The organism is Selenomonas sp. F0473, assembly GCF_000315545.1.
Lineage (GTDB): Bacteria > Bacillota > Negativicutes > Selenomonadales > Selenomonadaceae > Centipeda.
The window spans coordinates 1,875,366-1,900,464 of sequence record NZ_JH992902.1; the positions used below are offsets into that span (position 1 = coordinate 1,875,366).

Sequence of the window (25,099 nt, forward strand, 5' to 3'; positions counted from 1 at the left end):
GAGGCGGAGGAGCACGCATGATTTTGGGCATCGGCAGCGATATCGTTCACGTGCCGCGTATAGCGCGCGCGATGGAGAAACCGCGCTTTCTCGCCCGGGTCTACACGCCGGGGGAACGCGCATATGCGCAGGGACGCCGCGCGGGTGCCGCCGCAAGTTTTGCCGCGCGGTTCGCGGGCAAGGAAGCCGTGCTCAAGGCGTTCGGCACGGGGCTGCGCGACGGAACGCTGCGCGATATCGAGATCCTGCCCGACGCGCTCGGCGCGCCGCAGGTGACTCTCGCGGGGCGATTTGCAGAGCGGGCGGCGAAGCTCGGCGTTGCAAAGATATGGATGACGCTCAGTCATGAGCGAGAGTATGCGACGGCATATTGTGTTTTGGAGGGACAGCGATGAATATAGCGTTTGCGGCGGATATGCGCGCCATCGACGAGCGTGTTGCGGGCGAGTACGGCCTGCCCGCTCTTGCACTCATGGAGAACGCGGGGCGGCGCACGGCCGAAGAGACGGCGACGCTTGTCGGCGACGCCCGGGGAAAGGCGATCTGCGTCTTTGCCGGCGGGGGCAACAACGGCGGCGACGCGTTTGCGGCGGCACGCCACCTCATGAATATGGGGGCGCGCGTGAAGCTCTTTTTCACCGGCCGCGCGGAACATCTCGGCGATGCCGCGCGCGCGATGCACGAGGCGGTCCGCGCGATGGGCGCGGAGGTGCGGCCGCTCGAGAGCGACCGCGACTGGGATCGGCTGCGCGTGTCGCTGCGATTTGCGGACGGCGTTGTGGACGGAGTCCTCGGCACGGGGGTGCAGGGAGAACTGCGCAAGCCCGTGCTGCGCCTGATTGAGGAAATCAATACGGCGGGGAAGCCGACGTTCTCCATCGATATGCCGAGCGGCGTGGAGGCGGATACCGGGCGCGTCGCTTCCCTCGCGGTGCAGGCAAATCGGACGCTCGCGCTGGGCCTCGCCAAGGTCGGGCATTTCCTCGGGCAGGGCGCAAACTATACGGGCGAACTGCTCGTCGACGATATCGGCATTCCGCACGCGCTTCTCGCGGGGAACGCGCTGCGCCAGTCGTTGATTACCGCGTCGGCGGCCGCCAAACTCCTGCCCGCACGCCGCCGCGATGTGCATAAGGGAGACTGCGGCCGGATCCTCGTCGTCGCGGGCTCCGTCGGGATGACGGGGGCTGCGGCGCTCGCCTCAGAGGCGGCGCTGCGCGTCGGCGCGGGGCTTGTGACGCTCGCCGTGCCGGAACGCGTTTACGAGGTGCTCGCCGCGAAGATGCAGGAGGTCATGGTCGTGCCGATTCCCGACGAGGGGAAAGGCTGCTTCGGCGGTATGGACGGACTGCAAAAGACGCTCTCGCGCGCGGCGGAGGCCGATGCGGTACTGATCGGCCCCGGCATCGGCCGCGCGCCGGAGACGGCGGAGTTTGTCCGCCTCTTTGCCGCGGACGTAAAGGCGCCGCTCGTGATGGACGCGGATGCGATTTGGGCATTTGCGGGACAGACGGGAGCCCTGCGCGAACTGCCGCAGGTGCCGATCCTCACGCCGCATATCGGAGAGTTCGCACATCTCCTCGGCAAGCCTGCCGACGAGGTGCGCGGGAACCTCCTGCAGACGGCGCGGGATGCCGCCCGCGAGTGCCAAGCGGTCTTTGTCGTCAAGAGCGAGTGCACGATTGTCGTCTATCCCGACGGCGACGCGTTCTTCACCTCCTGCGGCAACGCGGGGATGGCGACGGCGGGGAGCGGCGATGTGCTCGCGGGCACGATCGCGGGTCTGATGCGCCAGATGGAGAGCGGTATGACGCCGATCGTCGGCGTGCACCTGCACGGCCGCGCAGGGGATCTGACCTACGAGAGAAAAGGCAACGGTCTCATGGCGCGGGATATTTTGATGAAGCTCCCGAAGGCATTGAAAGAGTTGACAATGTAGTTTCAACGGTACTATGATAGGTTTTAAAATTTGAGGAGGCACAACCGTGCTTCTTAACGATAGGAAAGAGGCGTCGATCTATGGCAAAGGCGGATATCGATTGGGGGAATCTCGGATTTGCATATCGCACTCTGCCGCAGCGCTACGTGGCGCGTTATGCGGACGGTGCATGGGACGAGGGCGGACTGTCCTCCGATGCGACGGTGGCAATCAGCGAGTGCGCGGGCATTCTTCAATACTGCCAGGAGGTATTCGAGGGACTGAAGGCATATGAGACGGCAGACGGGCACATTGTGACGTTCCGGCCGGATCTCAACGCGGCGCGCATGTATGATTCGGCGGCGTATCTTGAGATGCCGTCCTTTCCCAAAGAGCGCTTCCTCGAGGCCGTCGACGCCGTCGTCTCGGCGAACAGGGACTACGTGCCCCCATACGGATCGGATGCCTCGCTCTATCTGCGGCCGTTCATGTTCGCCTCGGGTGAGGTGATCGGCGTGAAGCCTGCGGACGCCTACGAGTTCAGGCTCTTCGGGACGCCCGTGGGGCCGTATTTCAAGGGCGGCGCGAAGCCCGTCCGCCTTTGCGTGAGCGCGTTTGACCGCGCGGCGCCGCACGGCACGGGGCATATCAAGGCGGGGCTGAACTACGCGATGAGCCTCCATGCCTACATGGCGGCACATGCGGCGGGATTCGACGAGAATATGTTCCTCGACGCGGCGACGCGCACCTATGTCGAGGAGACGGGCGGCGCAAACTTCCTCTTCGTGACGGCGGACGGTACGGTCGTCACGCCGAAATCGGAGTCTATTCTGCCGTCGATTACGCGGCGCTCGCTCGTCTATATCGCGGAGCACATCCTCGGCATGAAGGTCGAGCATCGGCCCGTACCGTTCGAGGAAGTTGCCTCGTTCACGGAGTGCGGCCTCTGCGGGACGGCGGCGGTGATTTCGCCCGTCGGCTCCGTGACGCATGGGGACCGTGTGATTTCGTTCCCGAGCGGTTCGGAGCATATGGGCCCCGTACTGCAGAAACTCTACGATACGCTGCGCGGCATTCAGCTCGGCACCGTACCCGCGCCCGCGGGGTGGATCCGCAGGATTTGCTGAAATCAATAAGACATGTATTCGTCCTTCGCTTGCGGGGGACGAAATTTTTTTACAAAGAAAAGAAAAGATGAAAAGGATTTTTAGATGTTTTGAGAGAATCTCTAAAATATATCGGTTACAATCATTTGAAACGACGGGTGCGCCGCGTGGGGAAGCCGCGGACCGCACCGCGGACACGGAGAGACGGAGAGGGATTTCTAACGCTTGGGGGTTCATATGCCGTTTGATTTTACGATGCCGACGCAGTTTCGCGGCATCCTTTCAACGATTACGCCGCTCGATGTCATCGACATTCTCATCGTTGCGGTCATTCTCTATCGCGTCTATATTATGCTCGAGGATACCCGCGCCATTACGCTGGCGAAGGGAATCCTCGTGCTGCTCGGCGTCACGGTTGTGGCGAGCTGGTTTGATCTGCATGTGATCTCGTGGCTCCTGCAAAAAGCCGTGACGCTTCTCTTTGTCGCGCTGCCGATCGTCTTTCAGCCGGAACTCCGCCGCGCGCTCGAGCATCTCGGACAGGGGCGCTTCCTGGGATCGGGGCGGCTGCTGGACGACGAGGAGGCGCAGAGCACGATCCGCGAGATCCGCAGCGCGGTGAAGATCCTCTCGACGAATAAAATCGGCGCGCTGCTGGTCATTGAACGCAATATGGGGCTCAACGACATCAGCGCGACGGGCATACAGATCGACGGACTCATCACATCGGATTTTTTGATCAACGTGTTTATTCCAAACACGCCGCTGCACGACGGCGCCGCCGTGATCCGGGGCAAGCGGCTCATCGCGGCGGGCTGTCTTCTGCCGCTGACGGAGAACCGCACGCTCTCGACGGAGCTCGGCACGCGGCACCGCGCGGCGATCGGACTCTCGGAGCAGTGCGACGCGCTCATCGTCGTCGTCAGCGAGGAGACGGGGACGATCTCGATCGCGGAGAACGGCCGCATTCATCGGCACTTGGACGAGGATCAACTCACGCATATCCTCACCCCCGCGTTTGCGTACAGCGCGCGTTCGTCGATCTTTGAGATGCTTCGGGGGTGGAGGAGGAAATGATGACGGATCTTCGCAACATGCTGCAGCACAATCTGCCCATGAAAATCCTCGCGCTCGTGATCGCCATTGTGCTCTGGCTCTACGTGATGAACGATCAAAATCCCGCGATCGAGGGGAGTTACTCGGTGCCGGTGTCGATGGCCGACGCGCCGGAGGGCTATCAAATACACGCCGGCACGGATACGGTGACGATCCGCGTGCGCGGACCGCGTTCTCTGTTCGTCGCGGCGGACCGCGGGGATTTCCACGCGAAGCTGAATTTTACGGACTATGCCGAGGGAGAGAAACTCTACGCGGTCGAGACGACCGTTCCCAACGGATTCGAACTGATCGGAACGTCTCCGGATAAAATCTCGGTCACGTTGGACCGTATCGTGCAGAAGACGTTTAAGGTGGAGGTCCTGAGCAGCGGTACGCCGGCGAGCGGGGCTGCCGTGGATCAGATTACGCAGTCGACGGATGCCGCGACGGTCGAAGGGCCGCGCGCCGCAGTGGATCATGTGACGCGCATCGTGGCGCATGTGAATCTCGGCGGGCAGGGGCAGGACTTCTCGGTGATCGCGCCGCTCTTCGCGCTGAACGGCGACGGGCGGGAAGCGTCGGATGTGACGGTGGCGCCGGATCAGACGGAGATCGCGGTGAAACTCGCGAAAGGGCTTTCGCGCAAGATCGTCGAGATCAAGGTGAAATCGCGCAGCGACCTCCCGCCTACGATGAAGCTCGAGAGCATCTCCGCGGATCCGACGCGCATCGAGATCGCGGGCGCAGAGGACGTATTGAAGTCGATCGCAAGCATTGAGACGGAGGAACTCTCCCTTGCGGACGTGAAGGAAAATGAAACGCGCCGTGTGAAGCTCCGCCTGCCCGCGGGCGTGACAGTCACCGATCCGAACGTGACGGTAGAGATCAAGGTCGGAGCGATGAAATGATCCGGATTAAAAATCTGCGGGTTCCGTACGACGACCCGCAGCCGATTGCGGCGCATGCCGCAGAACGCCTTTCGATATCACCCCGGGCCGTGCACGGGGTGATTGTCGTTCATGAGGCGCTCGACGCGCGCCGGCACCGCGGCGCGCCCATCGTCCGGGTCTACGCGCTGGACGTGCAGGCGGAGGGGGAGGCCGCGGTGCTGAGGAAGCTGCGCCGTGATAAAAACGTCGCGCCGGCGCCGGATGAGACGGTACCCGATATACCGCCGCCCGATATCATGTGGAACAACCGCATGCGCCGCCGCCCCGTCGTTGTCGGATTCGGCCCCGCGGGTATCTTTGCCGCGTGGGTGCTGGCTCGGGCCGGCGCGGCGCCGCTCGTCCTCGAGCGCGGGCGGGACGTCGACCGGCGCACGCGCGACGCGGCGCACTTTTGGCAGACGGGGCGGCTCGATCCCGCGTCCAACGTGCAGTTCGGCGAAGGCGGGGCGGGGACGTTCTCCGACGGGAAACTGACGGCACGCAGCGGCGATCCGCGGATGCGGACCGTCGTTGAGGCATTGATCGCGGCGGGGGCGCCCGAGGAGATCCGGTACCTTCAAAAGCCGCACATCGGGACGGATATCCTGCGCACCGTTGTGAAGAATCTGCGCGCCGAGATCATCCGCCGCGGCGGCACGGTACGGTTCGAGGCGCAGGCAACGGGTATCGAGCGCAGGGACGGGCGCATTGCGGCGCTGGTTGTCAACGGGGAAGAACGCATTCCCGTCGACGCCGTCTTTATGGGCATCGGACACTCGGCGCGCGATACTTATGCGATGCTGCACGGCGCGGGCGTTGCTATGGCGCCGAAGGCGTTTGCCGTCGGCGTGCGCATCGAACATCCGCAGGACTTCATCGACCGCATGCAGTACGGCGCGGCCGCGGGGAGCGGACGGCTGCCGACGGCCGACTATGCGCTGACCTATCGCGACGAGGCGGGCGGGCGCGGCGTCTATTCGTTCTGTATGTGCCCCGGCGGCACGGTGGTCGCGGCGGCGTCCGAAGAAGGGGGCCTCGCGACCAACGGTATGAGCAATTATCGGCGCGATTCGGGGACGGCGAACAGCGCGCTCCTCGTACAGGTAAGCCCCGCGGATTGGGGCGGCGATACGCTGGGCGGGATACGCTTTCAGCGGGCGCTGGAGGCGCGGGCTTTTCGTGCCGGCGGCGGAGACTATTGCGCGCCCGTACAGGCGGTCGGCGATTTCCTCGCGCGGCGGACGGGGACGCGCGATTTTGCCGTGCGGCCGACCTATGCGCCCGGCGTACGGTGCGCCGGCCTGCATGAGATCCTGCCGTCATATGCGTCCGCGTCGCTTGCGCGGGCGCTCCGGCACTGGGGGGAGCGCATGAAGGGATTTGGGGCGGACGATGTTCCGCTGACGGGGGTTGAACCGCGTTCCTCCGCGCCCTGCCGGATCGTGCGCGATGCGCTGACAATGGAGGCAGAGGGCACGGCGGGGCTCTATCCCGTCGGCGAGGGCGCGGGCTATGCGGGCGGCATCATGAGCGCGGCGCTCGACGGAATGAAAGCCGCGCTTGCTTTTTTGACGAAGATACAGTAGATTATGGTAGAGCAAAAGATACCAAAGAATAAGGGGCGGTTCATAGTGAGACTTTTTGGGACGGACGGCGTACGCGGCGAGGCCAATACGGAGCTGACGCCGGAGCTGGCATACCGGCTGGGGCGCGCGGCGACGCTCTATTTCGGAGCGCATTCGGAGGTGCGGCCGCGTATTCTGATCGGACGCGATACGCGCATCTCGGGCGAGATGTTCGAGGCTGCGCTCACGTCGGGCATCTGTTCGGCCGGCGGCGTCGCGCTCCTGGCGGGGATCGTTCCGACGCCTGCAGTCGCCTATCTTGCGCGCAAGCACAAGGCGCAGGCCGGCATCGTGATCTCCGCGTCCCACAATCCGTTCGGCGACAACGGCATCAAGTTCTTCGGCGGCGACGGCTATAAGCTCCCCGACGCGGTGGAGGATGAACTCGAGGCGCTCGTATGCCGCCTTGCTTCCCATGATGACGAGGCGCGCCCGATCGGCGGGAAGATCGGCATTGTGGAGCACCGCGGCGATCTCGTCAATCAGTACGTGGACTATGTGACCGGCACCTGCGCGGAGCGGCTGGACGGCATGAAGATCGTGCTCGACTGTGCGAACGGCGCCGCCTATGAGACGATGCCAAGGATCCTGCGCCGCCTCGGCGCGGATCTGAAGGTCATCCACGCGCTGCCGAACGGCGTCAATATCAACGACAACTGCGGTTCGACGCATCTGGACTCTCTGCGCCGCACGGTAGTCGAGACGGGGGCGGACATCGGCATCGCGCATGACGGCGACGCCGACCGTTGTCTCTGCATCGACGAGAAGGGAGAACTCATCGACGGCGACCATATTCTCGTGGCATGCGTCGCGGAAATGCTGCGCGCGGGCAGACTCCCGCACAAGACGGTGGTCTCCACAGTGATGGCAAATATCGGATTCCATAAGGCGATTACGGCGCTCGGCGCGCGTGTCGAGGTAACGCAGGTGGGCGACCGCTATGTGCTCGAGGCAATGCGGCGCGGCGGCTATACGATCGGCGGCGAGCAGTCGGGGCACATCATCTTCGCGGACTACGGCACGACGGGCGACGGCCCGGTAACGGCGCTGCAAGTCCTGGCGGCGCTCAAGCGCAGCGGGAAAAAAGCGTCCGAACTGAGCGCGATGATGACGACCTATCCGCAGCTGCTCGTCAATGTACGGGTCAAAACGAAAGAGGGATGGGCGGAGAACGAGGCGATCCGCGCCGCGATCCGTGCGGGAGAGGAGCGCCTCGGGGCGGACGGGCGCGTGCTGGTGCGCCCTTCGGGGACGGAACCGCTCATCCGCGTGATGGCGGAGGGCGCCGACAACAAACAGCTCGAAGAGGTCTGCGGCGCGATCGCGGACGTCGTCCTGCGGGAACAGGGAGAGGCGTAAAACGCTATGTCACACGTATCGGCGATCCTGTTCGTACTCATCGCCGGCATTATGTGGGCGGCAAGCGGTACGGCGGCACAGCATTTTTACACACAGTCCACACATACGCCGATCGAACTAACGCAGGTGCGGCTGTTCCTCTCGAGCGGCCTCTTTTTCCTGCTCGCGTGGTGGAGCGGCGGCCTCCGCCGCGGCATTCGCTCGCTGCGGCGCAATCCGCCGATTTTGATGAAACTCGCGATCTTCGGGGGCGTCGGCATCATGTCGGTGCAGTATACGTATTTCGAGGGGATCGCGGCGGGCGATGCGGCGGCGACGACGGTCATCACCTATACGAGCCCGGTGATCATGATCTTCTATCTTGCGGCGCGGCATCGGCGGCTGCCGACGCACGCGGAGACGGTGACGGTTGCCGCGGCTGTGACGGGGGTCTTTCTGCTTGTGACGGGGGGCAATCCGGAGCGGCTCACGGTGCCGATCGCCTGCGTCGTGTGGAGCCTTGCCTCGGCGACGACGTTCACGTTTGCGATGATCTACCCCGTGCATCTCCTGCATCTCTTCGACCGTTTCTTCCTTTTGGCGGTTTGTATGCTGATCGGCGGTCTTGCGCTGCTGCCCGTCACGCGTGCGGTATTGGACGCGCCGAGCTTCTTTACGCCGCAGACGTGGGCCGATCTCTTCATTATCGTCGTGCTCGGCACGGTGGTCGCATTCTTTTCTTTCAATGTGGGTCTGCGCTGGCTTTCGCCCGAGACGGCCGCCGTTACGGCGACGATCGAGCCTGTGGCGAGCGTCTTGTTCGCTTGGTTTTTCTTTGACACGCACTTTGTGCCGATGCAGGCGGCGGGGATTTTCCTCGTCGTTGCGGCGATCGCCGTACCCAATATTCAAAAGAAGAGGAGAGCCGCATGAAGATCCCGCTGCGCTACCAGATGTCGGAGTACGACTGCGGTCCGACGGCGCTGCTCAACGGCGTGAGCTACCTCTTCGATCGGTCGGAGATTCCGCCCGAGATCATCCGCAGCGTCATGCTCTACTCGCTCGACTGCTACGGGACGGACGGGCATGCGTGCAAGGCGGGGACGTCGCGCATGGCGATGATGTATCTCGCGAACTGGCTCGAGGGCTTCGGCCGCGCGACGGGGTTCCCGATCTCGTGCCGCTATATTGCGGGGCGCGCCGTACACATTGGGCGCGACAGCTATATCAACGACGCCGTCCTGCGCGGAGGCGCGGCGGTCGTGCGCCTCTTTTACGAAGTGGAGCACTATGCGCTGATTACGGGGGCGGATGCGGATCGTATCTATCTCTTCGATCCCTATTATCTGGCGAAAGCCGAGACTGCGTTCCTGCGCGATCGCATCGGCGTGACCTGCGCACATCCGCACGCATATAACCGTATCGTTCCGTTCTCATGCTTCAACCGCGAGACGAAGGAACTCTACGCGTTTGGAAAGACGGACGAGCGCGAAGCGATCCTGCTGTTCGACGAGCGGACGCGCAGGGAACCCGGCGATATGATCGAATACTTTATTTAGGATATGAAAAATTAGGACGGACGGGAGGCCGGCACTTGCAGGAGATCACAGAGGAGATTTCATTTCAGGATCAACAGGAGGCGTACGCGGTTCTCGGCGACCGCGACGCGCTCCTGCGGCGTATAGAAGAGAGCTTTGACTGCCGGATCGTGAGCAGGGGCATGTCCCTTGCCGTAACGGGCACGCCCGAGGAGGTCGCCACGGTGCGGACGCTCGTGCGCGAACTCTTGTTTTTCCACCGTCAAGGGGCGAAGCCGACGACGCACGAGGCGACGTACGGCGCGCGGCTCGTCAAAGAAGGGCGTGCGGAAGAGCTGCACGAGCTCTTTTCCGAAGTGCTGCTCGTCACGGCGAAGGGAAAAGAGGTGCGCGCCAAGACGGCGGGACAACGCGACTATCTCGAAAAGATCCGCCGGAATGCGGTGACCCTCGGCGTTGGGCCCGCGGGAACGGGCAAGACCTATCTGGCGGTCGTCATGGCGGTGGCAGCGCTGCGCAGCCGCGCGGTCAACCGCATCATTCTCACGCGCCCCGCGGTGGAAGCGGGCGAACATCTCGGCTTTCTGCCCGGGGACCTGACGGAAAAGATCAACCCGTATCTGCGCCCGCTGTACGATGCGCTCCGGGACCTTCTCGGTACGGAGGCGTACCAGAAGATGATGAGCCGCGGCCTCATCGAGGTGGCGCCGCTCGCCTATATCCGCGGGCGGACGCTCGAGGATGCGTTCATCATCCTCGACGAGGCGCAGAACACGACGGGCGCGCAGATGAAGATGTTCCTCACGCGCCTCGGCTTCGGCTCGCGCATGGTGGTGACGGGGGATCTCGAGCAGGTGGACCTCCCGCACGGCGCGGTGTCGGGGCTGAAACAGGCGTGCCGGATCCTGCGCGGCGTGAAGGGGGTCGGCATCATAAAACTCGAGCCGGTCGACATCATCCGGCACGAGGTCGTGACGCGCATCGTCGAGGCGTACGGCGCGTGGGAGAAGAGACGGGGGCGCGCATGATGGAGATCACGATTTCGACCGAACCGGAAGAGCCGGCCGCCGTGCCGGAGGACGCGGCCGCAGTGCGCCGCGCGATCGAGACGGTGGGACGGCTCTACGGAGCGGAGGATGCCGAGGTCAGCGTGACGCTGACGAACGACGACTATATCCATACGCTGAACAGGCAATACCGTGGCGTTGACCGGCCGACGGACGTGCTCTCGTTTGCCCTTGCGGAGAGCGAGGAGCCGGAGATTTTAGGAAGTCCCGCGGGGGCGGTGCTCGGCGATCTCGTTATCTCCCTCGAACGCGCGCGGGCACAGGCGGAGGAATACGGGCACAGCTATCTGCGCGAACTCTCTTTTCTCACCGTACACGGAATGCTGCACCTCCTCGGATGCGATCACATGGAGGAAGCGGAGCGGCTGGAGATGGAGGAGCGGCAGCGGCATGTGATGGAGGCCTTGGGGATACTGCGATGAATACCTATCAATCGGGGTTTGCCGCCGTCATCGGACGGCCGAATGTCGGCAAGTCCACGCTGATCAACGCGCTCGTCGGGCAGAAGATCGCGATCATGAGCGATAAACCGCAGACGACCCGCAGCCGCATCCTCTGCATCCTGACGCAGGAGGACGCGCAGATTATCTTCCTCGATACGCCGGGCGTCCACAAGCCGAAGCACAAACTCGGCGGCCACATGGCCAAGGCGACGGAAGGCGCGCTGCACGGTGTGGACGTCGTCGTCTTCGTCGTGGACGCGACGGAGAAACCGGGGGCGGGCGAGCGGTATATTTTAAAACGGCTCGAAAATGTGCGCGTTCCCGTCGTGCTCGCGGTCAACAAGATCGATCTGCTCCCGCGCGCACGGACGCTGCCGATCATTGCGGACTATGCGCGGCGGTACGACTTCGCGGGCATCGTTCCCATCTCGGCGCGCGAAGAAGAGAATCTCGCGGGGCTGCTCTCGGAGATTAAGAAACACCTGCCCGAGGGACCGCGCTACTATCCCGAGGATATGGTGACGGATCAGCCCAAGCGGCTCATCATTGCGGAACTGGTACGGGAAAAGGCGCTCGAACTGACGCGGGACGAGATCCCGCACGCGGTTGCGGTGGATATCGAGGAGATCGCGGCGCGTCCCAAGGGGGATGTCTACGTCCGCGCGGCGATCTATGTCGAACGCGAATCGCAGAAGGGGATCGTCATCGGCGCGCACGGGGCGCTTCTGCGGACGATCGGCGCGCGCGCGCGCGCGGATATCGAAACGCTGCTCGGCGCGAAGGTTTATCTCGATCTTTGGGTTAAAACCCGCAAGGATTGGCGCAACCGCGAGAGCGCGCTGCGCCAGTTCGGACTCTCCGGGGACGACTGAGGAAGGGAGAAGGGGATGACAATCAAATTGAATCGTATGTACCGCAAAGCGGTAAACCGGATGTCGCGGCGTTTTATCAACGGTCTCCTGGTGATCGTGCCCCTCATCATCACGGTTTTCGTGATCGAGTGGACGCTGCGCTTCACGGAGGGCGTGCTCGGCCAGTATCTGCCCTTTTATTTCCCGGGGATGGGGATCATCACGCTCGTTATCATCATCTACGGCGTCGGCTGGGCGTCGACCAACTGGGTGCTCGCTTCGGTCATTTCCTTCGGGGAGAATATGATCGGCACGATCCCGTTTGTGAAATTCATTTATACCAGCGTCAAGCGCCTCTCGGAGGCCGTGCTCGATTCGAGCAGCAACTTCAAGCGCGTCGTGCATGTGCCGTTCCAAGGGGCGCGCGCCCTCGGGTTCGTCATGGCGGATCTGCCGCCGCGCTTTCGGGAGGCGATGGGCGGAGAAGACTATATCTGCGTGTTCATCCCGTGGAGCCTGAATATGACGTCGGGCACGACGCTTCTCGTGCGCGCGGAGGACGTCGTCGATATCGATATCTCAAAGGAGGACGCGCTGCGGTACATGCTGACCGCGGGGGCAGTGATGCCGTTTTCGGACACGAAGGAAACGCCCGCACAGAAGGCCGTACAGAAAAAAATGGAACAGCTCGCGGTCCTTGCCGCAGCGCAGGCCGCCGAACAGCGCGCCGCGCGGGAGGAGTAGCCCGTGCTCTATGCGGCGGAGGGCATCGTTCTCGGCGCGCGGAACTGGGGCGAGGCGGATAAGGTCGTGACGGTATTTACCCGCGAGCGGGGGATGCTGCGCGCCGCGGCATTCGGCTGCCGCCGGCCGCGCAGCGCGCTGGCGAGCGCGATGCAGATGTTCGTTCATGCGGAACTTCAGCTCGCGGAAGGAACGCGTCTCGAGACGGTCAAAACCGCCGCTGTGCGGGCACATCACGCAAAACTCACGGCGGATCTCACGGCGCTCGCTTATGCCACCTTTGTCGCCGAAGTCGTGCGCGAATTCCTGCCCGAGGGCGTGCCGGACGAGGCGTTTTTTGACCGTCTCGTACTGATCCTAACGGCGTTTGAAACGCGGAACCCGCGCGTCACGGCCTTGGCCGCCGTGCTTCAGGTTCTGACGGCGGCCGGCCTCCAGCAGAGTTACGAGCGCTGTCTGCACTGCGGCGCGGACATCGCGGGGGATGCGTTCTTCCTCGCCGGCGAGGGCGGCGTGCTTTGCCCGGCCTGCCGCACGGCGGATGCGGCGGCGTTCCCGGCGGAACTGCGGGAACTTTTAACGGGCCTTGCGCGGTTCGACTGGGAACATCCCGGGTCGCTGCATGTGCGCGGCGGAACGCTGATGAGCGCCGAAGCGATCGTGCTCGCGCATGTGCGGGAACTGACGGGGCGGCCGCTGCATTCCTTGGACTTTTTAGCGCAGCTCGGATGACGCGCACGGAAATATTTAAGATATAATGAAAAAATCGTTCATAAAAAAAGGAAAAGAGAAAGAGACGGCGAAGATATACAAGTACTCATTTGCATGTAGTTTTTATATGCGAAGGGAGAGACTGAAAAGGGAACGGAGGGGGAGCCTGTCATGATCATGCTGACGAAGTTCAACTCCAAGACGAACAAGAAAGGCGAGTTCGTCCTCAATGCAGAAATCATTGAGAGCATCGAAGAGACGCCGGACACCGTAGTGACGCTCACCAACGGGAAGAAGCTGATCGTCGAGGAGCCGATGGAGGAGATCGTGAAGCGTACGATCAAGTATCGCCGCGCACTTCATCAAAATTAGTTGGCGAATTTCCATTCCTTTGGTATAATGGAGGGACGGTGTTCCTTCACACGGCAAGGGAGTGCCCCAATGTGAAGTCCGTATGGCTTCGTAGTCATTTTTAGGGAGGGAATTAACTCATGGCGGAGGAAAAGGAAGAACAGGCGGCGGAGCAGTCCACGCAAAAATCGCCGATGCTCATGATGATCGTCGTGGTCGTTGTGGCGGTTCTTGTCGCGGTGGCGGCGGCCGGCGGTATTTCGTACTATATCTTTTCACAGGAGGGATCGACCTCTCATGGAGAGGACTCTTCGGGCGGTTCGCATCATGACCCGGGCGTGTTCTACAAACTCGGCGACGCGAAAGAGGGGGTTCTTGTCAATGTCGGCGGCGGCCGCGCGGGCAAGTTCCTCAAGGCGGGCATCGTGCTGGAACTCAACCCCGGCAAGAAGGACAACGTGATCGACGGCAAGGTCGGCTCCGTCGCGGAGACGAAGATCCTCGACACGACCATGCAGTTCCTGCGTGCGGCGCCGCTCGAGGAGTTCGACGCTTCGAAGCAGGACGAACTGAAAAAGCAGCTCAAGGACGCCCTGAACGATCGTCTTGGGCAAGGCTCTGTCTACGATGTTTACATCACGAGCTTCCTGCTGCAGTAAGCAACATGAAACACTGCACAAAGGGAAGGGGGAAGAGTCTTGGCTGAAGACGTACTGTCTCAATCCGAAATAGATAAGCTGCTCTCAGCGCTTTCGGACGGCTCGGTTTCCGCCGAGGAAGTCAAGGCGGAGGAAGAAGAGCGCAAGGTCAAGGTCTATGACTTCAAGCGGCCGGATAAGTTCTCCAAGGACCAGATTCGAACGCTCTTCATGCTGCACGAGAGTTTTTCGCGTCTGTTGAACACCTATCTGTCGGCGAGCCTGCGCACGATGGTCGACATCGAGGTCCTGTCCGTCGAGCAGATGACGTATCAGGAATTCGTCCAGTCTATGGCGAATCCCGCGGTGATCGGCATCCTCGCGCTGCCGCCGCTGAAGGGGAACATCATCATCGAGGTGGGGACGGATATCGCGTTCGCGTATATCGACCGTATCTTTGGCGGCGAGGGAAAACCCGGCGTCAAATCGCGTGCGCTGACCGACATCGAGTCGGCCGTCATGCGGCGCTTCATCGATACGATCATCAATCATTTCAGGGAGGCGTGGAGCAACGTCGTCGAGTTCCGCCCGAGCTTCGAGACGATGGAAACGAATCCGCAGTTTGCGCAGATCGTGCCGCCCAGCGATATGGTCGTGCTGATCACGATCCACATGAAGATCGGCGACGTCGAGGGAATGATGAATATCTGCATTCCCTATCTGGTCCTCGAGCCGGTCATGTCGAAACTCACGACCTCGTTCTGGGTGGCGTCCTCCGTGGATAAGGAGAGTACGCCGGAACAGGTTGCGGCGCTGCAGCGCAAGATCGAACGGACTTGGGTACCGTTCTCTGTGGAACTCGGAACCGTTGATATTACGATCAGCGAGTTCCTGACCCTCGGTTTCGGCGACGTGCTCCAGCTCGACACGCCGGCGAAGGATGAGCTGGTCTGCTATGTCGGCACGAACCCCAAGTTCCGTGCGCATCCCGGAACGACGGGAAAACACATGGCCGTCCAAATATCGGGCATTATAGAAGGGGATGAGGACGCGAATGAGCGATGAAATGATCTCACAGGAGGAGATTGATGCTCTCCTGAACGGCGGCGGTGCGGCCGGCGGCGACGCCCCCGCGGCGGAGGCCCCGTCCGAGGCGGACGCATCTTCTGTCGACGATGTGGGCGTCACCGAGATGGAGCGCGACGCGCTCGGGGAAATCGGCAATATATCGATGGGCGGCGCGGCGACGACGCTGTCCGTGCTGCTGGGGCGCAAGGTCTCCATTACGACGCCGACGGTATCGATTTCGAATCTGCGTCAGCTCAAAGAGCGGTACCCCATTCCGTTCCTCGTCGTCGAGGTTGGATACAGCATCGGCATCGAGGGCAACAATGTCCTCTGCATTCAAGCAAAGGACGCCGCGATCATTGCCGATCTCATGATGGGCAACGACGGTACGAATCCGGACGAGGAACTCAGCGAAATTCATATGAGTGCGGTTAGCGAGGCCATGAACCAGATGATGGGCAGCGTCGCGACCTCGCTTTCCTCAATGTTTAATAAGAAAGTAGACATCACTCCTCCCGTCGTCACGCTCGTCGATCTCGGAACAGAGGAAGTTGTCTCCAAGCTGTTGGATAAAGCGGATCCCATTGTCCAAGCCTCATTCCGTATGGAAGTAGACGGGCTCATCGACAGTGAGATTATGCAGCTCCTGCCCCTCGACGTCGCGAAGGACATGGTGAACGCACTGATGAATCAGCAGCCCGATGTGGATAATGAGGAAGCGGCCGTCGAGGCGGCTCAGGCGGCTCCGCCGCCCGCTTCGGCACCGGCATCCGAGGCCCCCGCGGCAGCGGCGGCCGCATCGGCAAACTATGGATATGGAGCACCACCTATGCAGCCACATGTAGCATCAAACGTCCCTGTGCAGTCGGCGCAGTTCACGCCGCTGAGCACCGTTCCCGTACAGGTCAACGACGCAAATATCGGTCTGATTCTCGACGTCCCGCTTCAGGTCAATGTGGAACTCGGCCGAACGAAGAAGTCCATCAAGGACATTCTCGACCTCACAAAAGGATCGATTGTGGAACTCGACAAGCTTGCCGGCGAGCCCGTGGATATCATGGTCAACGGCAAGTATCTGGCGAAGGGCGAGGTCGTCGTCATCGACGAAAACTTCGGCGTTCGCATCACGGAGATTGTCAGTCCGCTGGAACGCGCCGCGCGCCTTCAATAGCGGCATACATGGTGATCTTTTGAAAGAAACGTAGAAAGTCCTTGTCACAGACGGCACTTTTCGTTATAATGAGTAGCGATTGAAAACGGCACATCGAGGATGTGTACGATCGGTGCCCTTTGGAATGGGGATGCTCTGAGTCAAGTGTAAGGAGAGATGAGAAAATGGCAACTCGCGTTCTGATCGTTGATGATGCGGCGTTTATGCGGATGATGGTCAAGGACATTCTGTCAAAGAACGGCTATGAGATCGTCGGCGAAGCGGAAAACGGTGTGAAGGCGCTGGAGAAGTACCAGGAGCTCAAGCCGGATCTCGTGACGATGGATATCACGATGCCGGAGATGGACGGGATCACCGCCGTGAAGGAAATTAAGAAAGTGGATCCCGCGGCGAAGGTCGTCATGTGCAGCGCCATGGGTCAGCAGGCGATGGTCATCGAAGCGATCCAGGCGGGCGCGCGCGACTTTATCGTTAAGCCGTTCCAGGCGGATCGCGTGCTGGAGGCGATTCGCAAAGCCGTCGGCTGATGAAAGAACGGATTTTTTTTCTGTCCTTGCTGCTCGGATGTGCTCTCTTTGCGCTATGTATAGGGGACGTATCCGCCGCAGGCGAGACGGGCGGCGGATACCTAGCCGGTTATGAAGAGGCTGACCCGCGCCCGTCGGCCGTATCATGGTGGTCGACGGTCGCCTATGTGGTCAGCCTCTTTGCCGTTTTTGCATTCGTGGTTATTCTCGCCTACTTTGTTGCGCGCGCCTTTGGCAAAAGCTCTATGCGGACGTTTGCGGCACGCGGCGGACAGGTCTATATGCAGCTTCCGCTCGGGCCGAACCGCTCGGTCTGCGTCGTGGAACTTTTCGGGCGCGTTTTTGTGTTGGGGGTAACGGAGCACAGCGTTCGTCTGATCACGGAGATCGACGATCCGGAGGCCATCGAAGAGATCCGCACAAATGCCGCCGCGGGACAGACGGGCGTATTCAGCGAACAGTTCGGTTCGCTGTCGGATTTTGTTCGGAAGATACCGCCGCTCTTTCGGAAATGAGCGGGGTGAGAGGAATGGGGGGGACGGTTTTGCATCGGCGCAGTTTGCTCGCTCTGGGAGGAGCGGCGCTCTTTCTCATGCTTGCGGGAGACGCAAGCGCCGCGCCGCTCGTACCTACCGTCAGCGTCGGCGTTGGGACGTCGGAGAACCCGCAGGATGTCGCGACGAGCATGCAGCTGCTCGCCGTCCTTACGGTGCTGTCGCTTGCGCCCGCAATGCTCATCATGACGACGTCCTTTGTGCGCATCGTCGTCGTGATCGGCTTTTTGCGCAATGCGCTCTCGACGCAGAATGTGCCGCCCAACCAGGTGGTGATCGCGCTGTCCCTCTTCTTGACGTTCTATATCATGGCGCCCTATTGGGGACAAGCGAACGAGAACGGCATTCAGCCCTATCTGGAGGGGCAGATTTCGCAGGAGCAGGCGCTCGAAAATGTTGCGGAGCCTATGCGCGAATTCATGTTCCGCCAGACGCGGGAATCGGATCTCGCGCTCTTTGTGAACCTGTCGGATGCCGAGCGCCCCAATTCGCAGGACGACGTTTCGACGTTTACGCTCATCCCGGCATTCATCATCAGCGAACTCAAAACGGCGTTTCAGATCGGTTTTATGATCTATATTCCGTTCATCGTCATCGATATGATCGTCGCAAGCACGCTCATGTCGATGGGCATGATGATGCTGCCGCCGGTGATGATCTCGCTGCCGTTCAAGATACTGCTGTTCGTGATGGTCGACGGGTGGCATCTGCTGATCCAGTCGCTCATCATGAGCTTCCGCTGACGGGGAGGCGACGCGATGTCCGGAGATTTGGTCATCCAGCTTGCCCAGGAAGCGCTCATGGTCGTGCTCTTGGTGTCCGCCCCCATGCTCGGTCTGGGACTCATCGTCGGCCTCTTGGTCGCGGTGTTCCAGGCGACGACATCGATTCAGGAGCAGACGCTCGCGTTCATCCCGAAGATCGTGGCGGTGTTCGTCGCGATTCTCATCTTCGGTCCGTGGATGCTGCGCATCATGGTCGAATATGTGACGAATGTGTTCGTTAATCTGCCGCAGTATCTGCGGTGAAAGGGGCTTCACATGGATCTCTATGAGCTGCTCCAAGGCCATATCGCAGCGTTCCTGCTCACGCTCACGCGCATCAGCGGCATCTTTCTCATATCGCCGTTCTTCGGCAGTATGAACATCCCCATGTTCTTTCGCGTTGGGACTGCCCTCGCGATGACCGTTGTGCTCTTTCCCGTCGTGGACGGACTCGGCACACCGGCGGCGCCGCCGAGCGTCATGATGTTTGCCGCGGCGGCCGTCGGGGAGCTGTTCGTCGGCTGGCTGATCGGTTTTGTGGCGTACGTTTCGTTCGCCGCTATCACAATGGCGGGCAAGGTCATGGACATGCAGGTGGGCTTTGCCGTCGTCAATGTTGTGGATCCGACTTCCGGTCAGCAGATACCGCTCATCGGAAGTTTTCTTTATAATTTGGCTGTGATCATCTTTCTCGTGACAAACGGGCATCATATGCTCATCGCCGCGCTCGCCGAGAGTTTTCGCGCGGTGTCGCTGGGGGGGCCGGAGGCCAATATTTCCCTTGCGCTTATGATTGCGAAATTCACGGGAGATATTTTCCTCACGGGAATGAAGATCGCGATGCCGATCACATTTGCGATTCTCCTCACGAACGTGGGGCTCGGGATCCTTTCGCGCACGATGCCGCAGATGAACATCTTCGTCGTCGGCATCCCCATGCAGCTGATGATCGGCATTATTGTGCTCTCGATGATCATCCCGTTTTATGTTTTATTCCTGGATGTGCTGTTCAATGAAATGTATGGAAACATATCGCTTGCGGTGCGCGCCCTCCAATAGGGCGCCGTTCGTCTTCGACCTCCAGCGTTTCGCGGGCGGGGAAAAGACGGAAGAGCCGACCGCTAAAAAACGTGCCGATGCGCGAAAAAAAGGACAGGTCGGCCGCAGTCAGGAACTGAACACGGCGTTTGTCCTGCTGGTCGGTTTTTTTTCGCTGAAGCTCCTGTGGGATTCGATCTACCTATCGATTGCAACGTATACGACCTATGTGTTCGGCAATCTCAATCAAACGGTCGATACGGAGAACATCACGCGCATCTTCATCGGCATTATGACGCTGCTCGCGCAGACGGCGCTCCCGATCATGCTCTTCATCATGCTCATCGGGCTGGCGATAAATTTTTTCCAAGTCGGTTTGACATTCAACACGGAATCCATCGAGTTTAAACTGGATAAGCTCAACCCCATCAACGGGTTCGGCCGCATCTTTTCGAAGCGTTCCCTCGTGGAGCTGGTAAAATCCTTCTTCAAGATTCTCGTCATCGGGTTTTTCCTCTATCGCTTCATCCATGAGCAGATCCTCGCGATGCCGCAGTTCATGTTCTTTGACCTGACGACGAGCCTCGCGCTCGTGGCCGATCTCATTTTCAAGATGGCCTTCATCGTTATCGGCGTCATTATGATCATGGCGATCTGCGACTACGGTTATCAAAACTGGCAGACGACCCAGGACCTTAAGATGACGAAGCAGGAAGTCAAGGACGAGATGAAGCAGACGGAGGGCGACCCGCAGATCAAGGGGAAGATCCGGCAGAAGCAGCGTCAGATGGCGATGGCGCGTATGATGAAGGAAGTGCCGAAAGCGGACGTCATCATCACGAACCCGACGCATTACGCAGTCGCGCTCTCCTATGAAAAGGGCATGACCGCGCCGACGGTCGTTGCGAAAGGGCAGGACCTTGTCGCGCAGCGCATCAAGGACCTCGGCCGTGAGGCGCGCGTCCCCATCGTCGAGAACAAACCGCTCGCACGCACCCTGTACGCCGCCGTGCAGGTGGGCGACGCGGTGCCGCAGGAGCTGTATCAAGCGGTCGCCGAGGTGCTCGCGTATGTCTACCGTCTCAAGCATGCGAGACGCGGCGCATAATCCATGACAAAAGTCATATTAGCATTTGACGTGATTCCAATATTTGGTATAATATTAAGGAGATCGTAGCGAAGCGCATCGATCTTCGCAGGGGAAAGGGAAAGAAGGGGGGCGTAAGGGCATGGCGGCACCGCAGTCGGGAAGCGTCAATCCGCTTTCATCCGGCAACCTCATACAACGGTACAGCGATGTCCTGATCGCCGTCGCCATCGTGACGATCGTCATCATGATGATCATCCCGCTGCCGACGATGATTTTGGATGTCCTCATCTGTCTCAATATCACGATTGCCCTGCTCGTCGTCATGTCGGCCATCTACAACGTGGAGGCGCTCGATCTCTCGGTGTTCCCGTCGCTCCTCCTCATTACGACGCTCTTCCGATTGGCGCTCAACATTTCGTCGACCCGCCTCATCCTGCTCAACGGCTATGCGGGAGAGGTCATCACCGCATTCGGCAACTTTGTCGTCGGCGGCAACGCGGTCGTCGGATTTATCGTGTTCGTTATTCTCGTTATCGTGAACTTTATCGTCATCACCAAGGGCTCCGAACGCGTCGCGGAGGTTTCGGCACGCTTCACGCTCGACGCGATGCCCGGCAAACAGATGGCGATCGACGCCGACCTCAACCAAGGCGCGATCTCCGATGCGGAGGCAAAGCGGCGCCGCGAAAAAGTCCAGCGCGAGTCCGATTTCTTCGGCGCGATGGACGGCGCTTCAAAGTTCGTGAAGGGCGACGCCATTGCGGCCATCGTCATCATGATGATCAATATCGGCGGCGGCTTTGTTATCGGCATGCTGCAGCGCGGCATGGACGCGGGACAGGCGCTGCAGACCTATACGCTCCTGACCGTCGGCGAAGGCCTCGTCGCACAGATCCCCGCGCTGCTTATCTCAACGGCAACCGGTATCATTGTCACACGTTCCGCTGCGGAGGGGAACCTCGGCAGCGATCTCGTGCGCCAGCTCTTTAAAAACGAACGCATCTTTATGATCCTCGCGGGCGTTCTGGTCTTCCTCGCCATTATGCCGGGGCTGCCGGGGCTCCCGTTTTCCGCGCTTGCCTTACTCTGCGGCTTCATCGCCTGGAACCTCCACCGTGGACAGACCGTGGAGCAGGAGGTGCAAAAGGTCGAACAGAAGGCCAAAGCCAAAAAGGAGGCGACGACGCCCGAGAATATCGTCTCCCTCCTGCAGGTGGACCCGATGGAACTCGAGATCGGCTACAGCCTGATTCCTCTCGTCGATACGGGGCAGGGCGGCGATCTCCTCGACCGCATCGTCATGATCCGGCGGCAGTGCGCCTTGGAGCTCGGCCTCGTCGTGCCGACCATCCGCATCCGCGACAACATTCAGATCAAGCCCAACGCCTATATCATTAAACTCAAGGGCATCGAGATCGCGCGCGGCGAGTTGATGCTCGACCATTATCTCGCGATGAATTCCGGCACCGTCTTTGAGGAGGTGCCGGGGATCGAAACGGTGGAACCCGCCTTCGGCCTCCCCGCGCTTTGGATTTCGGAGAACGAGCGCGAACAGGCGGAGCTGAACGGTTATACCGTCGTCGATGCGGTCTCCGTGCTTGCGACACATCTGACGGAGATTATCAAGCAGCATGCCGACGAGATTCTCGGGCGCCAGGAAACGCAGAACCTCCTTGACAACCTGCGCAAGACGAACGCCGCCTTGGTGGACGAGGTCGTCCCGAATCTGCTCAGCGTGGGCGAGGTACAGAAAGTGCTCGCGAACCTGCTGCACGAGCGTATTTCCATCCGCGATATGAGCACGATCCTCGAGGTGCTGGCCGACTACGGCACGGCGACCAAGGATACGGATATCCTTACGGAATACGTGCGTCATACGATGGCGCGGCACATTACGCAGCAAAACGTACAGAACGGCGTCCTGCCCTGCATCACGCTGGATCCCGCCCTCGAGAACAAGATTGCGGGCGGCGTGCAGCGCACGGAGCACGGTTCCTACGTCAGCCTGGATCCGGACTCGATGCAGAAGCTCCTCACGGCGCTGCAGGAAGAACTGAACAAACTGACGGATCAGGGGTATCAGCCCATCGTGCTCACGAGCCCGACGGTACGGCCGTATTTCCGCAATCTCGTCGAGCGGTCCATCTCCGGCCTGATCGTGCTATCGCACGCGGAAATTGAACAGAACGTTGAAATCCAGATCCTAGGGGTGGTGAGAATCTAAGTGCAGGTCAAAACGGTACGCGCTTCCTCTGTGAAGGAGGCGATGGAACAGATTAAGGACGAACTCGGCAGCGACGCCGTTCTACTCCATACGAAAAAATACCGTGAGGGCGGCATGCTTGGCGGGGAGGAGATGATCGAAGTGACGGCAGCGGTCGACGAGACGCAGGCGCGCGTGCCTCGGTCGGCATCCGCCTACGTGCCGCCGCCCGCACCGATTCTCCCCACGAATGCGGCCGACCGCTATCGGATGAACGAGATGTCTCCGCAGGAGGAGGCCGTTTCTCTTACGGCCGCAGGAGCCGCGCTGCCGGCCTATGGCGCCTATACGGCGGCACCGGTGCCGCCGTCGGCCTATGTGCCGCCGGAGCCCGCATACATGCCGGAGGGATACGGTGCGGCGGGCACCGCCTCCGTCGTTCCTCCCGCGCCCGCCCCGTCGCCGCCCGTACGTCAAGCCGCCTATGAGGCGCCTCCCGCCGAACCGCTCCCGGCACAGGAGGCGGCGGCCGGGGAAGACGACGCATCGGCCGCGCGCATCCGCCTCCTGGAGGATGAGCTGGCACAGATGAAGACGATGCTCGCCTCGATGATTGCTGCGGCCCAGCCGAAAGAGGTCGTTTCTATCCGAGACGCCCTGCGCAGACAGGATGTGCGCGAAGAACTCGGCGAAGATCTCGCGGCCAAGGTCCCCGTTGCCGACATCAATCTGGACAGTCTCGATCCGCGCGCAAAAGATGTGCTCGCGGGTTATCTCGCGCAGGTGATGAAGTTCACGGACGGACTCCGGCCCAACCCGCACGGCTCGCGTGTGGTCGCATTCATCGGCACGACGGGGGTCGGCAAGACTACGACGCTTGCCAAAATTGCCGCCCATTTCGTTCTCGAGCAGAATCTCAAGGGCGCCCTCATCACGGCGGACACCTACCGCATTTCGGCGGTGGAGCAGCTCAAAAAATACGCCGAGATATTAGGGCTCCCCGTCGAGGTCGTCTACTCGGCCGCAGACCTGAAAAAGGCGATCACACGTCACCGCGGCAAGGATTTTATCCTCGTCGATACGGCGGGGCGCAGTCAGTACAACGAGTTCCAAATGGACGAACTCAAGGAACTCCTCGCCGCGCATCCGCGCATGGAGAAGCATCTCGTCGTGAGCGCGACGACGAAGGAACAGGATGCTTCCGAAATCATGATGCGGTTTTCCGCATGCAAGCCCGACCGCATCATCTTTACGAAGACGGACGAGACGCGTACGATCGGTATGGTGCTGAATCTCCTCGCCGGCAAAGAACTGCCGCTTTCCTTCCTGTCCAACGGGCAGAGCGTGCCGGACGATATCATTCCGGCGACGGCACAGCGATTGGCGGAACTGCTGTTGAGGGAATGATATGACAGATCAGGCAACGCGTCTGCGCCAAATGGTCGAACCGGCGCACACGGGCGTCGTACCCGCCGTCCCTGCGCCCGCACCTCTCGCACCGGCACAGACGGAGGCATGGTCGAACGTGCGCGTCGTCGCGGTCACGAGCGGCAAGGGCGGCGTCGGGAAAACGAATATTGCCGTCAACCTTGCGATTGCAATCAAGCGCATAGGATACCGCGTCCTCGTCATCGACGCCGATCTCGGCATGGCCAACGTGGATGTGCTCCTCGGCACAGCCTCCCGCAGGCACTTGCTGGACCTTCTGCAGCCCGAGGTAACGCTCGACGACGTCATTGTCGAGACGCCGCAGGGGATTCAGTACATCTCGGGCGGCTCGGGCATCGAGAAGGCGATGCACTACGATCATGCCGAAAAACTGCTGCTCCAGCAGAAACTTGCGGACTGTGCCGGGCGTGCGGATATCATCATCGTGGATACGGGGGCGGGCCTCGGGCGCAATGTGATGGATTTTATTCTCGCGGCGGACGAGGTGCTGCTCGTTACGACGCCCGAACCGACCTCGCTGACGGACGCCTATGCCGTCATGAAGGCCTACAGCATCTATGCCGCGCAGAAGAACCTCCGGCTCATCATCAACCGCGTGTACGAGCAGAAGGAAAGCCGCGAGGTCGCGCTCAAACTCCGGCGGGCGGCGGAAAAGTTCCTGCACATGCCGGTCGATTGTCTCGGCTACGTGTTCGAGGATACTGCCGTAACGAAGGCGGTCCGCCGGCAGACGCCGCTCATCGAGGCCGATCCGGACAGTGCGGCGGGGCGCTGCATCGAGGCGTTGGCGGAGGCGCTGATCACGGGGACAAAGATGAAAGTCAAACGCGGATGGAAAGGTTTTTTACAACAAATTTTTAAGTTTTCAACCTAAACAG

At 61.0% G+C, this 25,099-nt stretch carries 27 protein-coding genes; all 27 read left to right on the top strand.

The window, feature by feature from the left end:
• Nucleotides 1-17 precede the first annotated feature (17 nt).
• A complete protein-coding gene (gene acpS, locus HMPREF9161_RS08610) occupies nt 18-395 on the top strand; it encodes a holo-ACP synthase (protein WP_009729280.1) in 378 nt (125 codons plus the stop codon).
• Nucleotides 392-1,939, top strand: coding sequence for a bifunctional ADP-dependent NAD(P)H-hydrate dehydratase/NAD(P)H-hydrate epimerase (locus HMPREF9161_RS08615; protein ID WP_009729281.1), 1,548 nt, complete (start codon nt 392-394; stop codon nt 1,937-1,939). The genes acpS and HMPREF9161_RS08615 overlap by 4 nt, the downstream gene beginning before the upstream one ends.
• Before the next feature lie 59 nt (nt 1,940-1,998).
• Nucleotides 1,999-3,045 (top strand): branched-chain amino acid aminotransferase, encoded by a 1,047-nt coding sequence (locus tag HMPREF9161_RS08620; protein ID WP_255344695.1) that lies wholly within the window; start codon nt 1,999-2,001, stop codon nt 3,043-3,045.
• Nucleotides 3,046-3,261: 216 nt separating this feature from the next.
• Nucleotides 3,262-4,101, top strand: coding sequence for a diadenylate cyclase CdaA (gene cdaA, locus HMPREF9161_RS08625; RefSeq protein ID WP_009729283.1), 840 nt, complete (start codon nt 3,262-3,264; stop codon nt 4,099-4,101).
• Nucleotides 4,098-5,030: a YbbR-like domain-containing protein gene (locus tag HMPREF9161_RS08630; protein WP_037348714.1), complete on the top strand. Its 933-nt coding sequence runs from the start codon at nt 4,098-4,100 to the stop codon at nt 5,028-5,030. The genes cdaA and HMPREF9161_RS08630 overlap by 4 nt, the downstream gene beginning before the upstream one ends.
• Entirely contained in the window at nt 5,027-6,637 is a 1,611-nt protein-coding gene (locus tag HMPREF9161_RS08635) for an NAD(P)/FAD-dependent oxidoreductase (protein WP_009729285.1), read from the top strand. Before HMPREF9161_RS08630 ends, HMPREF9161_RS08635 begins: the two co-directional genes overlap by 4 nt.
• A gap of 42 nt (nt 6,638-6,679) precedes the next feature.
• Nucleotides 6,680-8,035, top strand: coding sequence for a phosphoglucosamine mutase (gene glmM, locus HMPREF9161_RS08640; protein ID WP_037348874.1), 1,356 nt, complete (start codon nt 6,680-6,682; stop codon nt 8,033-8,035).
• Nucleotides 8,036-8,041: 6 nt separating this feature from the next.
• On the top strand, nt 8,042-8,947 hold the full coding sequence (locus tag HMPREF9161_RS08645) for a DMT family transporter (protein ID WP_009729287.1): 906 nt from the start codon (nt 8,042-8,044) through the stop codon (nt 8,945-8,947).
• Nucleotides 8,944-9,573 carry a hypothetical protein gene (locus HMPREF9161_RS08650; RefSeq protein ID WP_009729288.1) on the top strand — a complete coding sequence of 210 codons (630 nt, stop codon included), beginning with the start codon at nt 8,944-8,946 and terminating at the stop codon, nt 9,571-9,573. The genes HMPREF9161_RS08645 and HMPREF9161_RS08650 overlap by 4 nt, the downstream gene beginning before the upstream one ends.
• A gap of 35 nt (nt 9,574-9,608) precedes the next feature.
• Nucleotides 9,609-10,580, top strand: coding sequence for a PhoH family protein (locus HMPREF9161_RS08655; RefSeq protein ID WP_009729289.1), 972 nt, complete (start codon nt 9,609-9,611; stop codon nt 10,578-10,580).
• Nucleotides 10,580-11,041, top strand: coding sequence for an rRNA maturation RNase YbeY (gene ybeY / locus HMPREF9161_RS08660; RefSeq protein WP_037348876.1), 462 nt, complete (start codon nt 10,580-10,582; stop codon nt 11,039-11,041). The genes HMPREF9161_RS08655 and ybeY overlap by 1 nt, the downstream gene beginning before the upstream one ends.
• On the top strand, nt 11,038-11,934 hold the full coding sequence (era, locus tag HMPREF9161_RS08665; RefSeq protein ID WP_009729291.1) for a GTPase Era: 897 nt from the start codon (nt 11,038-11,040) through the stop codon (nt 11,932-11,934). Before ybeY ends, era begins: the two co-directional genes overlap by 4 nt.
• A gap of 15 nt (nt 11,935-11,949) precedes the next feature.
• The gene (locus HMPREF9161_RS08670; RefSeq protein ID WP_009729292.1) at nt 11,950-12,657 is read left to right on the top strand and encodes a DUF502 domain-containing protein; all 708 of its coding nucleotides are present in this window, start codon (nt 11,950-11,952) and stop codon (nt 12,655-12,657) included.
• Between the two features lie 3 nt (nt 12,658-12,660).
• Nucleotides 12,661-13,389 (top strand): DNA repair protein RecO, encoded by a 729-nt coding sequence (gene recO, locus HMPREF9161_RS08675; protein WP_009729293.1) that lies wholly within the window; start codon nt 12,661-12,663, stop codon nt 13,387-13,389.
• Nucleotides 13,390-13,539: 150 nt separating this feature from the next.
• Nucleotides 13,540-13,740, top strand: coding sequence for a flagellar FlbD family protein (locus HMPREF9161_RS08680; RefSeq protein WP_009729294.1), 201 nt, complete (start codon nt 13,540-13,542; stop codon nt 13,738-13,740).
• Nucleotides 13,741-13,859: 119 nt separating this feature from the next.
• Nucleotides 13,860-14,378: a flagellar basal body-associated protein FliL gene (gene fliL, locus HMPREF9161_RS08685; protein WP_009729295.1), complete on the top strand. Its 519-nt coding sequence runs from the start codon at nt 13,860-13,862 to the stop codon at nt 14,376-14,378.
• A 39-nt stretch (nt 14,379-14,417) separates the two neighbouring features.
• A complete protein-coding gene (gene fliM / locus HMPREF9161_RS08690; RefSeq protein WP_009729296.1) occupies nt 14,418-15,422 on the top strand; it encodes a flagellar motor switch protein FliM in 1,005 nt (334 codons plus the stop codon).
• Nucleotides 15,412-16,596, top strand: coding sequence for a flagellar motor switch phosphatase FliY (fliY, locus tag HMPREF9161_RS08695; protein ID WP_009729297.1), 1,185 nt, complete (start codon nt 15,412-15,414; stop codon nt 16,594-16,596). The genes fliM and fliY overlap by 11 nt, the downstream gene beginning before the upstream one ends.
• A 164-nt stretch (nt 16,597-16,760) precedes the next feature.
• Nucleotides 16,761-17,123, top strand: a complete 363-nt coding sequence (locus HMPREF9161_RS08700) for a response regulator (RefSeq protein WP_009729298.1) — start codon at nt 16,761-16,763, stop codon at nt 17,121-17,123.
• Nucleotides 17,123-17,638, top strand: coding sequence for a flagellar biosynthetic protein FliO (locus tag HMPREF9161_RS08705; RefSeq protein ID WP_009729299.1), 516 nt, complete (start codon nt 17,123-17,125; stop codon nt 17,636-17,638). Before HMPREF9161_RS08700 ends, HMPREF9161_RS08705 begins: the two co-directional genes overlap by 1 nt.
• 14 nt (nt 17,639-17,652) lie before the next feature.
• The gene (gene fliP / locus HMPREF9161_RS08710) at nt 17,653-18,420 is read left to right on the top strand and encodes a flagellar type III secretion system pore protein FliP (protein WP_037348716.1); all 768 of its coding nucleotides are present in this window, start codon (nt 17,653-17,655) and stop codon (nt 18,418-18,420) included.
• 15 nt (nt 18,421-18,435) lie between these two features.
• Nucleotides 18,436-18,705 carry a flagellar biosynthesis protein FliQ gene (gene fliQ / locus HMPREF9161_RS08715; protein ID WP_009729301.1) on the top strand — a complete coding sequence of 90 codons (270 nt, stop codon included), beginning with the start codon at nt 18,436-18,438 and terminating at the stop codon, nt 18,703-18,705.
• A 12-nt stretch (nt 18,706-18,717) separates the two neighbouring features.
• Complete coding sequence (gene fliR, locus HMPREF9161_RS08720) at nt 18,718-19,500, top strand: flagellar biosynthetic protein FliR (protein WP_009729302.1); 783 nt, start codon at nt 18,718-18,720, stop codon at nt 19,498-19,500.
• Nucleotides 19,463-20,587, top strand: a complete 1,125-nt coding sequence (gene flhB / locus HMPREF9161_RS08725; protein ID WP_037348718.1) for a flagellar biosynthesis protein FlhB — start codon at nt 19,463-19,465, stop codon at nt 20,585-20,587. Before fliR ends, flhB begins: the two co-directional genes overlap by 38 nt.
• Before the next feature lie 121 nt (nt 20,588-20,708).
• Nucleotides 20,709-22,793 carry a flagellar biosynthesis protein FlhA gene (flhA, locus tag HMPREF9161_RS08730; RefSeq protein WP_009729304.1) on the top strand — a complete coding sequence of 695 codons (2,085 nt, stop codon included), beginning with the start codon at nt 20,709-20,711 and terminating at the stop codon, nt 22,791-22,793.
• Nucleotides 22,794-24,179: a flagellar biosynthesis protein FlhF gene (gene flhF / locus HMPREF9161_RS08735; protein ID WP_009729305.1), complete on the top strand. Its 1,386-nt coding sequence runs from the start codon at nt 22,794-22,796 to the stop codon at nt 24,177-24,179.
• Nucleotide 24,180: 1 nt separating this feature from the next.
• On the top strand, nt 24,181-25,095 hold the full coding sequence (locus HMPREF9161_RS08740; protein WP_009729306.1) for a MinD/ParA family protein: 915 nt from the start codon (nt 24,181-24,183) through the stop codon (nt 25,093-25,095).
• Nucleotides 25,096-25,099 lie beyond the last annotated feature (4 nt).

What these genes read in the sequence shown, in the direction of transcription:
- cdaA (WP_009729283.1), top strand. Translation starts at nt 3,262, where the DNA reads ATGCCGTTTGATTTTACGATGCCGACGCAGTTTCGCGGCATCCTTTCA.
- flhB (WP_037348718.1), top strand. Translation starts at nt 19,463, where the DNA reads ATGGAAACATATCGCTTGCGGTGCGCGCCCTCCAATAGGGCGCCGTTC.
- HMPREF9161_RS08650 (WP_009729288.1), top strand. Translation starts at nt 8,944, where the DNA reads ATGAAGATCCCGCTGCGCTACCAGATGTCGGAGTACGACTGCGGTCCG.
- HMPREF9161_RS08645 (WP_009729287.1), top strand. Translation starts at nt 8,042, where the DNA reads ATGTCACACGTATCGGCGATCCTGTTCGTACTCATCGCCGGCATTATG.
- HMPREF9161_RS08705 (WP_009729299.1), top strand. Translation starts at nt 17,123, where the DNA reads ATGAAAGAACGGATTTTTTTTCTGTCCTTGCTGCTCGGATGTGCTCTC.
- HMPREF9161_RS08680 (WP_009729294.1), top strand. Translation starts at nt 13,540, where the DNA reads ATGATCATGCTGACGAAGTTCAACTCCAAGACGAACAAGAAAGGCGAG.
- ybeY (WP_037348876.1), top strand. Translation starts at nt 10,580, where the DNA reads ATGGAGATCACGATTTCGACCGAACCGGAAGAGCCGGCCGCCGTGCCG.
- HMPREF9161_RS08630 (WP_037348714.1), top strand. Translation starts at nt 4,098, where the DNA reads ATGATGACGGATCTTCGCAACATGCTGCAGCACAATCTGCCCATGAAA.
- acpS (WP_009729280.1), top strand. Translation starts at nt 18, where the DNA reads ATGATTTTGGGCATCGGCAGCGATATCGTTCACGTGCCGCGTATAGCG.
- fliP (WP_037348716.1), top strand. Translation starts at nt 17,653, where the DNA reads ATGGGGGGGACGGTTTTGCATCGGCGCAGTTTGCTCGCTCTGGGAGGA.
- fliR (WP_009729302.1), top strand. Translation starts at nt 18,718, where the DNA reads ATGGATCTCTATGAGCTGCTCCAAGGCCATATCGCAGCGTTCCTGCTC.
- HMPREF9161_RS08700 (WP_009729298.1), top strand. Translation starts at nt 16,761, where the DNA reads ATGGCAACTCGCGTTCTGATCGTTGATGATGCGGCGTTTATGCGGATG.
- HMPREF9161_RS08615 (WP_009729281.1), top strand. Translation starts at nt 392, where the DNA reads ATGAATATAGCGTTTGCGGCGGATATGCGCGCCATCGACGAGCGTGTT.
- HMPREF9161_RS08740 (WP_009729306.1), top strand. Translation starts at nt 24,181, where the DNA reads ATGACAGATCAGGCAACGCGTCTGCGCCAAATGGTCGAACCGGCGCAC.
- fliQ (WP_009729301.1), top strand. Translation starts at nt 18,436, where the DNA reads ATGTCCGGAGATTTGGTCATCCAGCTTGCCCAGGAAGCGCTCATGGTC.
- fliL (WP_009729295.1), top strand. Translation starts at nt 13,860, where the DNA reads ATGGCGGAGGAAAAGGAAGAACAGGCGGCGGAGCAGTCCACGCAAAAA.
- HMPREF9161_RS08635 (WP_009729285.1), top strand. Translation starts at nt 5,027, where the DNA reads ATGATCCGGATTAAAAATCTGCGGGTTCCGTACGACGACCCGCAGCCG.
- fliY (WP_009729297.1), top strand. Translation starts at nt 15,412, where the DNA reads ATGAGCGATGAAATGATCTCACAGGAGGAGATTGATGCTCTCCTGAAC.
- HMPREF9161_RS08670 (WP_009729292.1), top strand. Translation starts at nt 11,950, where the DNA reads ATGACAATCAAATTGAATCGTATGTACCGCAAAGCGGTAAACCGGATG.
- flhA (WP_009729304.1), top strand. Translation starts at nt 20,709, where the DNA reads ATGGCGGCACCGCAGTCGGGAAGCGTCAATCCGCTTTCATCCGGCAAC.
- era (WP_009729291.1), top strand. Translation starts at nt 11,038, where the DNA reads ATGAATACCTATCAATCGGGGTTTGCCGCCGTCATCGGACGGCCGAAT.